This window comes from Chryseobacterium vietnamense (genome assembly GCF_031454475.1).
Classification (GTDB): Bacteria; Bacteroidota; Bacteroidia; order Flavobacteriales; family Weeksellaceae; genus Chryseobacterium; species Chryseobacterium vietnamense.
The window spans coordinates 1,719,317-1,732,184 of record NZ_JAVDQX010000001.1; the positions used below are offsets into that span (position 1 = coordinate 1,719,317).

Below are 12,868 nucleotides of genomic sequence, written 5' to 3' on the forward strand. Positions count from 1 at the left end.
AAAACCAGCTTTTAAGAGCTGGTTTTTTTATTTTTAACAGGATTTTCAATAAAATACTGAACAGCATCTTCAATCGCTTTATCAATCGGCTGGTAGTGAACTCCCAGCTCCTCTACTGATTTCTGATTAGAATAATAATTACAGATCTGCAATGCCTTCATATTGGAGGTACTGAGGCTTGTTTTTATTTTAAGTTTTCTCAAACCATCCCCCATTAATCCAAGGAAGCTCAAAAGCTTGTTAGGGATCGGGATCATAACCGGATTTTGCCCGGTAATCCTGTTTACTTTCTTAAAAAATTCTCTGTAGCTTATATTTTCATTGGCTAACAGATATTTTTCCCCGGTTCTTCCATTTTCAATAGCCTTTATTATTCCGCTGGCTGCATCTTCCACATGAACAAAGTTCTTCCCTCCTTTCGGATAGAATACCAGTTTCTTTTTCCAGGTCCAGAAGATAATTTTCCCGGAACTTGGCTTGTTGTCATATGCTCCGATCATAAAGGTTGGATTAACAATGATAATGTCTGTATTATTACCATTTTTTAAAAGATAGTCTTCCGCTTCCAGCTTACTTTGAGCATACAGCGAATGGGTAAAAGGATAGCTGTGTGGTGCTTTTTCACTCCCCGGAAATGCAGTGTTTCCATATCCTAAGGTATTTGCTGTACTTACAAACAAAAACTTTTTTATGCCCACTGCTTCTGCTTGGGTCAACAGATTCACAACGGCTTCATAATTCACTTTCCGGTATTCATCATAACGGATCAGATTCTGGCGTGTTTCTGCGGCGATATGAATAATACAGTCAATATCGGTAAGATGTACTGAAATATCGGACAAAAGCTCAGCTTCCACCAGCTTCAGATTTTTGTTTTCTTCGCCCAGCCAGCTGCTTTTCTTGCGCACCAGAGCAGTAACAGAATAATCATTTTGTAATAATTTAAGGATAACATTAGTTCCGAGGAGCCCTGTTGCTCCGGTTACACAAACTTTTTTCATGCTTCGATTTCTCTTTTTATAGCCTGGGTCATTAATGGCAGTTTGATCCATATAGGTACAATTTTCATCACCAGCCAGCTGATTGGGTTCACCATAATTACGGAATCTTTTTTAAACAATTGACGGATGCAGTATGAAGCTACTTTATCGGGATTTAAAAGGGTTAGTCTTCCCATAAGACCTTGTTTTTCTATTCTTTCACAAACATCTTTATTGGTTTTCATTGCTCCCGGATTCACAACGCTTACAAAAACATTGGTATCTTTCAGCTCTTCATGCAACCCTCTGGAAAATGAATGGATAAAACTTTTAGAAGCAGGATATACGGTTTTAAAACCAATGGGAGAAAAAGCAGCCATACTTGAAACATTCAGAATATAGGCTTTGGGTTGTTTTAAAAGATTGGGGAGCAGCTGATGAGTGATCAGTGAAGTGGCCGCTACGTTGACCTGTAAAATAGTATTGATATAATCAGAAGAAGCTTCGGTAAATTTTTTGGTCCCGCCAAGTCCTGCATTGTTGATCAGGATATGAATATCAAAAGAACTATTGAGCCATTCTGTAAGCTTCATCACATTTTCATGAACTGAAAGATCTGTTTCATAATAATGAACTTTTACCTCATACAGCCTTTTCAGATCCTCGGAAAATGCTTTGAGATTCTGATTGGGAAGGCTGATCATGATGACATTGATCTTTTGTTTTGCCAGCTGTTCAGCAAATGATTTTCCGAGTCCCTGGCTTGCTCCCGTAACAACAGCAAATGATTCTTGGGTATCCATACGTTTATATTTTATGGTACAAAACTATCGTGAAAAGCAGGCTTAAATGTTCCGGATTATCTGAACGAACCGATTTTAAGCAGGAAAAAAAGAATAACCAATCAATTAAAAATCAATCAATTAAAAACAATAAAAAGTAAAAGTTTATAAACCGGAACTTATTTTCTGAACTCAGAAGGGGTTTGTCCGGTTACTTTTTTAAAAGTTGTATTAAAAGAAGTTTTAGAATTGAATCCGGATTCGTAGGCAATTCCCAAAATGGATAATTTGCTGTTGGATTCTTTCAGCAGTTTTTTGGCATAGTCCACTCTATATTCATTCACATATTGGAAGAAGTTTTTTCCAAAGCCTGTATTGATGACATAAGAAAGATGATGGGTAGAAACAGAAAGCATTTCAGCCAGTTTAATAAGATTAAGTTCACTGTCCAGATAAGGTTGTTGAAGTTCCATAATCCCTTCCAGTAAGGCTTTAATCTTTAGTAATTCTTCATCAGAAATAAGTTTTCTTTTAACTTCTTCCGGATCAGAATCTTCATCGATAGAGATCAGTTCCTGTCTCTGCTTTTCTTCTAAAGGATAAATTTCCTTCTGTTTCAGGGAATAATATCCTACACAGTAAATAACAGATAAAAAGACTGCATTGATAAAGAAATTCAGTGATTTCGGATCATAGAACAGATTATAAATCACATAGATAATATTCACAATAAGAAGTACCAGAATAATATATTCCAGCCAGTTCAGATTGATTCCTTCGGTATTGGATGAAAACTGCTGGATTTTTTTCTGATGTTTCCTGATGGTAATATAAGAAAGTGCTGTATAAAAGAGCGCCTGAATCAGGATCAGAATAATACTGAAGTATTCAAATGGTTTTTCATACCCTGATTTTACCAGTATCAGGCACAGCACAAAAGCTGCAGGAAGCAACAAAAATTTAAAATCTCTGGCTTTAAAGGTAAAAGATGGATTGGTATAAAACAGCACACTCAGGTAAAAGACGATAGGGGTAAAAAACTGAATGCATCTGACCAAAAACAGAGAATGAAACTCCACTATTGAACCGGTGATGAGAAACAGCACTTCGTCCAGCCAGAAGGTGGACCACAAAAAAAGAAATATACCGAACCAGAAATTGGCTTTACGGTTTACTTTTAAAGGGTTGGCAAGCTTTAACAGAGAAAGCAAAACCAATGAACCATAGATAAGTATCACGATGAAACTGTTTAACTCTGCTGTGTTCATTGGTTTTGATATTTGATTAAAAATAGTCTTTTATCCTATTCGTTTCCGTACAAAAATTTCATATCCCAAATAGATTAACGGAAGAGACATGATTCCTAAGAAAAGAATATTACTCATAGCCAGCTGCGGATGCATTACAATAGAGTAAACCAACCCGAAAAATGCTCCTCCGAGGTGAGCGGCATGCCCCAGATTATCCCACTGCTTTGGATTCAGCATCATATACACTGAGTATCCGAAATACAGCGTTCCAAATAACCATCCTGGTAAGAAGTTGACACTGATTTCATTCGGAGCCATGGCAATGGAAGCAAAAATAATTCCGGAAACCGCACCTGATGCTCCAATTGCAGAATACCAGGGCTGATTTTTATAAATCTGCAGACTGAATAAATTCCCCAGGATCATAGATCCGAAATAAAGAATCAGAAATCCTAGTTCTCCAAAGAAACTAATAACGACTCCCTGGAAAAAATACAGGGAAAGCATATTAAAAAACAAGTGCATAAAGTCTGCATGCAAAAATGCAGAACTGATGAGCCTTACATATTCTTTACGATTCGCAATCGCTCCGACATTGAATTTATATTTTTCAAATAATGCTGTATTATTGAACCCCATGTAACTAAAGATACAAGTGGCTGCAATGATAATGATAACAACTATATCCATTGTATTTGTTTATTTTATATCTGAACAGATCTCAGATCTATTCATTTTCATTATTGCTGTCATCCTGGAACAGGTCTCCAATCATTCCGCCGTCTTCATCCATATCTCCTGTAGGTTCAGGATCTTCATATACTTCAGGCTCTTCTTCTACGGGTTCAGGAATGGTGATATTGATGGCTTTTACTTTGAATTTCGTAAACTGGTTTCCAATGGCTTTTATTCCTTTTACCGCTATGAATTCATCAATATTTACCGTTTCCGGCTCACGTTCTTTTCCTTTATCTTTTGCAAAAATAATTTCTGCGGTAACATCGTTGGCAACAATTACATTTTCGATGAATGATTTCGGGTGGTCAGAAGGCATAAAAGTCTGTACATTGGTTGTATTTTCCAGTAAGAACCTCTTTATGAAATAAATATCTTTTTCTCCGTCGTAATAGATACAGGTAATAGGTTGGGCAGGTCTCCATTTTTCCAACACCAGATATTCATCATCAAAACGGTTACCCAAATCAAAGGATATCAGTTTTACCTCACCGTTTGTGTTGATGGTCAAAATTTTATCATCCCCTTTAAAACTTCCCAATAATGTACCTCTTGCATCAGCATTCAATCTTCTTACGGTATCATCAAACCAGATTTTTCTAGGTGCCAGAGTAGATACTCCTTCCTCTTTCATATCTACTTTCTTTACCGCATATTTAGTGACCAGATTTCCTTTGGAATCACGTCCTTTGATAGCGAGATCAGAGAAGTTAATCTCCATTTTGTTCTTTCTGATTCTAGGATTTGGTTTCAAAAGCACGGTTACAGTTTCCGCTTCTCCATTAGGATTGGCCGAGAAATAGAGTGTTTCAGAACCTTTTTTATCTGAAGCGAGTGGATAATCTGTATTTCGGGTAACTCCGGTTACAGAAAAACGTTTCATATAATAAGGTCCTTCCCTGCCTTCACGATAAATCATATTATAGACAGTTCTCTTATCATTTTTCTTCCATATCGCAACGTGAAGAATATCTTTTCCAATGAAGGTTTTTGCTTCCACTTTTACGACCTTCATACTTCCGTCTTTTCTGAATGTGATAATATCATCAATATCAGAACAGTCAAACAGATACTGATCTTTCTTCAGAGATGTTCCAATGAAGCCTTCCTCGAAATTTGCATAGAATTTTTCGTTGGCTACGGCTACTTTTGTAGCATCAATGGTATCAAAGATTCTAAGTTCAGTCTTTCTTTGTTTGTCTTTACCGTATTTTTTCTGAATATTTAAATAGTAATCGATAGCATAAGCGATCAGGTTTGCCAGGTTGTATTTCACCTGTTCTATTTTGCCTTCCAGCGATGCAATATTTTCTTTAAATTTATCTAAATCGAATCTTGAAATTCTCTTGATTCTGATCTCTGTCAGTTTTAAGATATCCTCTTCTGTAACAGCTCTTAAAAGATGTTTGGTATGAGGTTTTAATCCTGCGTCAATGGTTTTCAATACATCTTCCCAGGTTTTCACCTCTTCAATATCGTGATAAATCCTGTTTTCGATAAAAATTCTTTCCAATGAAGAGAAATGCCAGCTTTCCTGAAGTTCATGAAGTTCTATTTCCAATTCTTTCTTCAGTAATGAAACCGTATGATCTGTATTTGTTTTCAGAATATCGGATACATTCAGAAACATTGGCTTATCTCCTACAATCACGCAGGCATTCGGAGAGATTGTTACCTGACAGTCTGTAAATGCATACAGCGCATCAATGGTCTTATCCGGTGAAACATCATTATGAATATGGATAAGGATTTCTACTTTATCTGAAGTATTGTCCTCAATTTTTTTGATTTTGATCTTTCCTTTCTCATTGGCTTTTAGAATAGAGTCAATAAGATCCGTTGTTGTTTTGGAGTAAGGAAGTTCAGAAATTACTAATGTATGCTTATCGGTTTGGGTAATTTTAGCTCTTGCTCTTACTTTTCCACCTCTGTGGCCGTCATTATATTCGGAAACGTCAAGATAACCGGCGGTTAAAAAGTCCGGATATAATTCAAATTTCTTACCTTTTAAATAGGCTACGGATGCGTTAATAAGTTCATTAAAGTTATGAGGAAGTATTTTGGTAGAAAGTCCTACTCCAATACCTTCTACTCCCTGTGCAAGAAGCAGCGGGAATTTTACTGGTAAATCAATAGGCTCATTATTTCTTCCGTCATAAGACTTGGTCCAATCTGTAGTTTTAGGATTAAAGACTACTTCCAGGGCAAAGGGTGTCAGTCTTGCTTCAATATATCTTGCGGCAGCTGCAGAGTCTCCTGTATAAATGTTACCCCAGTTTCCCTGGGTATCTATTAACAGTTCTTTCTGCCCGATCTGCACCATGGCATCTGTAATGGAAGCATCACCGTGTGGGTGATATTTCATGGTATTTCCCACGATATTGGCCACTTTATTGTAACGGCCGTCTTCCAGCTCCCGCATGGAGTGCATAATTCTTCGTTGAACGGGTTTTAAACCGTCATATATCGAAGGGATAGCTCTATCCAGAATTACATAGGAAGCATAATCAAGAAACCAGTCTTTGTACAGCCCGGAAACTTTTTTTAAGCTTTCACCCTCATGCGAATATTCTTCTGTCGTCATTTATTTTATCTTTATTAGCTTTCACTACCTTGTTTAGAGAGAGTTTTAAATCGTTTACTTGTTTTCTGTTCAAATAAGAGATCTGGTACTTCAGGATAGTAGAACCATTATTCTTACTGGAAACGGTAATGTATAATCTTTTAAAAAAGAGAATGCTTACCACATCATATTTTATCAGTTTGTATTTTGGAAATTCGTCGTGAAGAGGTTTATCTAAAAATGGAATAATATTCCTGTTTTTAAAATTCAAAGCTTCTCCATCACTGTCATATTCAAAGATCTGCCTTCCGCTGATGTAAAAGATAATCAGCAGTAAAGCGGGAACAATAATCAATAAATAACTTTCTTTACCCATTGCATTAAACCTATACTCATTAGCAACAAATGCGATTACACAAAATACTGTGGTCATCAAAAGCAATGTGCATAAAGAATTATAAATTGATACTTTATTACGGTTACTTAGTCTCATTTTATTTTTTTGGCTGTGTAAGTACTATAATTCCTACTTCATCCAAAGTTGTGCTTTTTTCAGTCTGCAATGGCTTTACACCAGTTTTTTTAAGTTGTAGTTTATTTAATTTTCTACTTCATCCAGGAGTTCTTTTTTATCAATATCCGTATCATCTTCTACCACGAGATTTTCAAGAATGAAGGTCTGTCTGTCCGGCGTATTTTTCCCCATATAAAATTCCAGAAGCTGATCAATCGTCTGGTCTTTCCCCACTACTACAGGTTCTAAGCGGATATCTTTGCCAATAAAGTGCTTAAATTCATCCGGAGAAATTTCTCCTAATCCTTTAAATCGGGTGATTTCAGGATTTTTCCCCAGTTCGTTTAATGCTTTTATTCTTTCTGTTTCCGTATAGCAATATCGTGTTTCTTTTTTATTCCTTACTCTGAATAACGGAGTCTGAAGGATATAAAGATGTCCGTTTTTAATCAGATCCGGGAAGAACTGCAGGAAGAAAGTAATCATCAGCAAACGGATATGCATCCCGTCAACATCGGCATCGGTTGCAATAATTACCTGATTGTATCTCAGGTCTTCCAGACTTTCCTCAATATTTAAAGCTGCCTGAAGTAGGTTGAATTCTTCATTTTCATATACCACTTTCTTGGTAAGCCCATAACAGTTCAGTGGTTTACCCTTCAGTGAAAATACGGCCTGCGTTTCTACATCTCTGGATTTTGTGATGGATCCGGATGCGGAATCTCCTTCGGTAATAAAGATCTGAGTATCTCCTTTCCTTTCGGCTTTCTGATCGTTATAATGTTGTCTGCAGTCACGAAGTTTTTTATTGTGAAGAGATACTTTTTTTGCTCTTTCTCTGGCCAGCTTCTGAATTCCTGAAAGTTCTTTTCTTTCTCTTTCGGAAATTAAGATTTTTCTCTGAATTGCTTCTGCTATTTCCGGATTTTTGTGTAAGAAATTATCCAGTTTACTCTTTAGGAAATCAATAATGAATGTTCTTACGGTAGGTCCGTTCGGTCCCATGTCATTGGATCCTAGTTTTGTTTTGGTCTGGGATTCAAAAACCGGTTCTTCTACGTTGATTGAGATTGCTGCAATGATAGACTTTCTGATATCGGAAGCATCAAAACTTTTATTGAAAAACTCACGAACTGTTTTCACATACGCTTCACGGAATGCATTCAGGTGTGTTCCTCCCTGCGTTGTATTCTGTCCGTTCACGAATGAGAAATAGGTTTCTGTCTGTGATTTGTCAGAATGGGTAATGGCTACCTCAATATCATCATCCTTTAAATGGACAATAGGATAAAGGATATCACTTTCCAGTTCTTCTTCCAATAAGTCTTTAAGACCGTTTTCAGAATAATAGGTTTCTCCGTTGAAGAGAATCTTAAGTCCAGGATTCAGGTAAGCATAGTTGCGGAGCATTCTTTCGATATACTCTTTTCTGTATTTGAAATGCAGGAAGATTTCTCCATCAGGAATAAAAGAAATTTCAGTACCGTTTCTGTCCGAAGTTTCTTTCTCATCAAAGTTTTCAGTGATCATTCCGCGGGAGAATTCAGCAACTTTCATTTTTCCGTCACGAAAAGAACGAACTCTGAAATAATCTGAAAGGGCATTTACCGCTTTGGTACCAACACCGTTCAATCCTACCGATTTTTTAAACGCTTTACTGTCGTACTTACCTCCGGTATTCATTTTGGAAACAGCGTCTACCACTTTCCCTAGCGGAATTCCACGTCCAAAGTCACGGATGGTAACTTTGCCATCATCCAGTTTTATTTCAATTCTTTTCCCTGATCTCATTCTGAACTCATCAATAGAGTTGTCAAGGATTTCTTTTAACAGGATATAAATACCATCATCAGCGGAAGAACCGTCACCGAGCTTCCCGATGTACATACCGGGGCGCAGACGGATGTGTTCCTGCCAATCAAGGGTTCTGATATTATCTTCGGAGTAGGTTGGGTTTATTTCTTGTGACATATATGATTTCAGCAAACATACAAAAGTACAAAATTGTCTAAAATTATCCGAATTTTTTCAACTTGTTTTTTTCAATATTCTGCTGTAATCATTGTATTATTATTAATCAAATTATATATTTACGAAATTATCAATATCGTGTGAAAAATTTATTTACTTTCCTCACATTATCTATAGTTTTATTCTTTTCCACATTATTTTCTTCACAGATCCCCGGGATGGTGAACTATAGTGATGAGGAAGGATTAAACTGCTCCTATACCTATCATCTGAGACAAGATAAAAATGGCTTTATCTGGATAGGCAGTGATAATGGCTTATTCAGGTTTGATGGAAAAGAATTTAAACAATACGGTAAGAAAGAAGGTTTAAAGAATATTGATATCATATCCTGTGAGCCTTTGCCCAATGGTGAGGTATTCATCCTTCCCTTTCTGAATGATTTTGCTTACTTAAAAAACGGCTGCGTTATCAATCTGAACATTAATGATTATGTAAAAAACCAGTTTTCCAGCTCAATTCCGAAGGTTACCCGTGACGGAAACCGACTTTATTTTTATGGAAATTTCAATCCTCAGAATATTTTCACCTACGAAAATGGAAAAGTTAAAAAGATTCCGGTTCCATTAGAGTATGAGAAAAGATCTTTTGCAACGCTCAGGTTTGAACCCCACACTTACAATCTTTATTTACATGATCCTCATCAGGGAGAAATACTTGTCTACAATATCATTACCGGAAAAAAACAACATTTGAAAGGAGGTATTGGAAATATGATCTGTGAAAAAGATGATCTGTTTGTGTTCTTACATAAAAATACAATTGAAATTTATCAACTCTCTGCTCCTGAAGGTCTAAAAAAGATCCGGTCTTATAATTGTGGTACACAAGAAAATGTTTTCTACGGACTTATTGATAAAAACAACAAACTGTGGCTGAATATAAGTAATGGAGGGGTTTTATATTTCAATCAATCCCTGACTGAAAAGAAGAAAGCCCTTGATACTCCTATCAAAATACTGGATCGGTATGTGATCAATAATGTTCTGGTAGACAAGGATGACAATGTATGGTTCAATTCGCGGAATAATGGTGTGTTTTTTATTTCAAAGTCTCTTTTCGCCAATCATATCAATTTGCCTGTACAAAGTAATTCTGAGTATATAAAAGCCATTGCAAAAGATAACGGAAATATTCTTCTCGGCTACAATCATTCTGCCGGCGCTCTTATCAGCAAATACAATAAAATACAGAATATTACCCTTGACGAAGGAGATAAAGATGAAAATATTGCGGTTTATTTAAAAGGTTCTATTTCTATTTTCGGTTTATCAGGTAAGGTTATTGTTCATGATATGGCCAATAACACTTCTAAAAAAATATACTGTTCGCTCAAAAATATCGTCTCTTACACCCCTGATTCCCTGTTTTTCTGTACTTCAGGCGGTTTACTGACCTACAGTTTAAAAAGTAAAAAAATAACCACACTATTTCAGGAGCGTGTATACACGGTTTTCCCTTATGACAGGGAGAATCTGTTTATCGGCAGCTTCAGTGATCTGTACAAATATAATGTCAGAACCCGGAAAAAAACTTTATTTTTAAAGGGATACTATTTTACGGATATCAAAAAATTAGATGATGATACATATTTGGGATCTACCAACCTTTATGGGGTTATTATTTTTAATGCCAAAGGAATTATAAAAAAAATCGGAAAGAATAATGGATTAATCAATGACCAGGTAAAAAAAATAGAGGTAGAAAATAAAAATACCTTCTGGGCCAGCACCAATTCAGGGATATCCAGAATCGAACTGGCAGGAAAGGATCAACATATCAATAACTTCACCCAGACAGACGGACTGCCTTCTGATGCAGTAGCCGGTTGCGTAATAAAAAATGACACCATCTTCATTGGAACCTCTAAAGGACTTGGAATATTTTCCATCAAAAAACTACTGACTCAGGAAAAATTCATTCATAAAAAAGTAATCATTAACTCGGTATCCATTGAAAATAATGAGCATTATGACCTACAGAAAAGTCTGACTGCCTACCCCCACAATACGGTTATTTTTAATCTGAGCTTTCTTGATTATAGTTCATTGGGAAAAATAAGCTATAAATATAAGCTGGAAGGCCTTAATAATTCATGGCAGATCAATAATTCTTCTAAAATCATCTTCAACTCTATTCCGCCAGGCAAATATACCTTCCGGGTTTACGGTTTAGGATATAACGGAAAACAATCTTACACCTCTTCAGACATCACCTTTGATATAAAACCTCTGTTCTGGCAGACATGGTGGTTCAGGCTGATAGTAGCCATTTTCGTTATCGGAGTTCTGTTGATGGTTATCTTTTCTTATCTGCATAAAAAACGGAATAAGAAGCTGGAAAAAATGGAATATGAAAAGAAGATTGCCGAACTTGAACTCCAGGCCATTAAAGCTCAGATCAACCCTCATTTTATTTACAACTGCCTGAACTCCATTCAGTTTTTATTGTATAAAAAAGATTACCGTGAAACAGAAAACTACCTGGACATTTTCGCCAAAATGATACGAAAAACACTTTATTATTCAGAAAAGACCTTCATGTCTATTAAAGATGAAGTGGAATATCTCACGTTGTATCTTGATATGGAAAAGCTCCGTGTAAAAGATCTTTTTGATTATAAAATCAGCATTTCTGAACACGTGGATCAAAACTGGACAATTCCTTCTTTACTGATACAGCCTTTCGTAGAAAATGCCATTAAACATGGTATTTCAGGATTAAAAGACAGAAAAGGAGAAATTACCATCAGCTTTGAATATACTAATGTCTCTTTATGTATTACCATTGAAGATAATGGCATAGGAATCTCCAGTAAGGAAACTTTGAAAAAAGATAACTCCTTTGGGGTAAAACTTTCTCATAAAAGGATTGAAACTTTTAAACAGCTTTTTGATACCAATATATTTTTAGAAATCAACACCCTTACTGAAAATAACCGGCAGGGAACACAAATCAAACTTTATATACAACCTTATGAGAAATAAAATACAGGCATGCATTGTTGATGATGAAAAAGATGGAAGAGATTATATTGCATTACTTATGGAAAATGAATTTCCCGAGATCAACATAGAATTTCAGGCTTCCTCCGTTGAAGAAGCTTATATTTACCTTATCAAAAGTTCTCCCGACATTTTGTTTCTGGATGTTCAGTTAGGTGATGGAACCACTTTCGATTTACTATCAAAGCTAAATGAAGTTCATTCCCAGATTATTTTCATCACTGCTTACGAAAATTTTGCTATTCAGGCGATTAAAAATGGGGCTACAGATTATCTTTTAAAGCCTATAAAAAAATTGGATTTCATTATTGCCGTCAATAAAGCGTTGGATCAGATTAAAAAAATGCAGCCTTCACAACCTACTCTTTTAAAAGATAACAGAATCATTCTTTCTACTCTTCAGGGATTTAAAATCGTGGATATATCCTCCATTATCCGATGCGAGGCGGATTCAAACTACACAACTTTTTATCTTACCAATAAAACTAAAATCATGGTATCCAAAACCCTTCATGAATTTGAACCTATACTTCTTGAACAGAACTTTTTCAGGATACATCATAAGCATCTTATCAATATTGATCACCTGCAGGAATACATTAAAGGGAGAGGCGGACAGGTAGTAATGAGCGATGAATCTGTTCTGGATGTATCGTACCGTAAAAAAAATGATTTTCTTTCTACAATAGGAAAAACGGAATAAAAGCATTTCCTGCGCACTTGCTTGCTCATCCTCCACACATACTAATTGTTCCTGTTTTGTATTACGCCTCTTTTCTATTTTCGTCATGTTAAACAAAAAAAATTATCATGAAAATCACCAGAAAAGTACTCGAGAGAAATCAAATGAACTCCATTATCGGAGGAACAGGTTTTATTACCCCAAGCAGCCCTGGAGCTATTTCTCAGCCCCAGCCTCCCATTGCACCCAATCCACAACCCATTGGAGGAATTCCTTTTATCTACACAATGCCATGGAATGGATTACCATGGATTGAACCTAAATAA

10 protein-coding genes are annotated in these 12,868 nt (G+C 36.1%); 3 read left to right on the top strand and 7 right to left on the bottom strand.

The features are described 5' to 3' along the window. Nucleotides 1-11: 11 nt before the first annotated feature. The 7 genes from J2786_RS07765 to J2786_RS07795 form a co-directional block, all read right to left on the bottom strand. Entirely contained in the window at nucleotides 12-1,001 is a 990-nt protein-coding gene (locus J2786_RS07765) for an NAD-dependent epimerase/dehydratase family protein (protein ID WP_047433403.1), read from the bottom strand. Further along, nucleotides 998-1,783, bottom strand: coding sequence for an SDR family NAD(P)-dependent oxidoreductase (locus J2786_RS07770; RefSeq protein WP_047433404.1), 786 nt, complete (start codon nucleotides 1,781-1,783; stop codon nucleotides 998-1,000). The genes J2786_RS07765 and J2786_RS07770 overlap by 4 nt, the downstream gene beginning before the upstream one ends. Nucleotides 1,784-1,941: 158 nt before the next feature. Next, nucleotides 1,942-3,030: a helix-turn-helix domain-containing protein gene (locus J2786_RS07775; RefSeq protein ID WP_310024543.1), complete on the bottom strand. Its 1,089-nt coding sequence runs from the start codon at nucleotides 3,028-3,030 to the stop codon at nucleotides 1,942-1,944. Nucleotides 3,031-3,060: 30 nt separating this feature from the next. Next, a complete protein-coding gene (locus J2786_RS07780) occupies nucleotides 3,061-3,702 on the bottom strand; it encodes a rhomboid family intramembrane serine protease (protein WP_047433406.1) in 642 nt (213 codons plus the stop codon). A gap of 37 nt (nucleotides 3,703-3,739) precedes the next feature. Further along, nucleotides 3,740-6,331: a DNA gyrase/topoisomerase IV subunit A gene (locus tag J2786_RS07785; RefSeq protein WP_142016725.1), complete on the bottom strand. Its 2,592-nt coding sequence runs from the start codon at nucleotides 6,329-6,331 to the stop codon at nucleotides 3,740-3,742. Next, on the bottom strand, nucleotides 6,306-6,803 hold the full coding sequence (locus J2786_RS07790) for a hypothetical protein (RefSeq protein WP_047433408.1): 498 nt from the start codon (nucleotides 6,801-6,803) through the stop codon (nucleotides 6,306-6,308). Before J2786_RS07790 ends, J2786_RS07785 begins: the two co-directional genes overlap by 26 nt. Nucleotides 6,804-6,908: 105 nt before the next feature. Then, the gene (locus J2786_RS07795; protein WP_047433409.1) at nucleotides 6,909-8,795 is read right to left on the bottom strand and encodes a DNA topoisomerase IV subunit B; all 1,887 of its coding nucleotides are present in this window, start codon (nucleotides 8,793-8,795) and stop codon (nucleotides 6,909-6,911) included. A 140-nt stretch (nucleotides 8,796-8,935) separates the two neighbouring features. Between J2786_RS07795 and J2786_RS07800 the strand changes: the two genes are divergently transcribed. From J2786_RS07800 to J2786_RS07810, 3 genes are all read left to right on the top strand, one after another. Next, nucleotides 8,936-11,842 carry a sensor histidine kinase gene (locus J2786_RS07800; RefSeq protein WP_310024546.1) on the top strand — a complete coding sequence of 969 codons (2,907 nt, stop codon included), beginning with the start codon at nucleotides 8,936-8,938 and terminating at the stop codon, nucleotides 11,840-11,842. Further along, nucleotides 11,832-12,563 (top strand): LytR/AlgR family response regulator transcription factor, encoded by a 732-nt coding sequence (locus J2786_RS07805; RefSeq protein ID WP_142016729.1) that lies wholly within the window; start codon nucleotides 11,832-11,834, stop codon nucleotides 12,561-12,563. Before J2786_RS07800 ends, J2786_RS07805 begins: the two co-directional genes overlap by 11 nt. A 107-nt stretch (nucleotides 12,564-12,670) precedes the next feature. Further along, the gene (locus J2786_RS07810; RefSeq protein ID WP_047433412.1) at nucleotides 12,671-12,868 is read left to right on the top strand and encodes a hypothetical protein; all 198 of its coding nucleotides are present in this window, start codon (nucleotides 12,671-12,673) and stop codon (nucleotides 12,866-12,868) included.

Excerpts from the sequence above, each read along its gene's own strand:
- J2786_RS07810 (WP_047433412.1), top strand. The coding sequence starts at position 12,671 with ATGAAAATCACCAGAAAAGTACTCGAGAGAAATCAAATGAACTCCATT.
- J2786_RS07770 (WP_047433404.1), bottom strand. The coding sequence starts at position 1,783 with ATGGATACCCAAGAATCATTTGCTGTTGTTACGGGAGCAAGCCAGGGA.
- J2786_RS07765 (WP_047433403.1), bottom strand. The coding sequence starts at position 1,001 with ATGAAAAAAGTTTGTGTAACCGGAGCAACAGGGCTCCTCGGAACTAAT.
- J2786_RS07780 (WP_047433406.1), bottom strand. The coding sequence starts at position 3,702 with ATGGATATAGTTGTTATCATTATCATTGCAGCCACTTGTATCTTTAGT.
- J2786_RS07795 (WP_047433409.1), bottom strand. The coding sequence starts at position 8,795 with ATGTCACAAGAAATAAACCCAACCTACTCCGAAGATAATATCAGAACC.
- J2786_RS07805 (WP_142016729.1), top strand. The coding sequence starts at position 11,832 with ATGAGAAATAAAATACAGGCATGCATTGTTGATGATGAAAAAGATGGA.
- J2786_RS07785 (WP_142016725.1), bottom strand. The coding sequence starts at position 6,331 with ATGACGACAGAAGAATATTCGCATGAGGGTGAAAGCTTAAAAAAAGTT.
- J2786_RS07790 (WP_047433408.1), bottom strand. The coding sequence starts at position 6,803 with ATGAGACTAAGTAACCGTAATAAAGTATCAATTTATAATTCTTTATGC.
- J2786_RS07775 (WP_310024543.1), bottom strand. The coding sequence starts at position 3,030 with ATGAACACAGCAGAGTTAAACAGTTTCATCGTGATACTTATCTATGGT.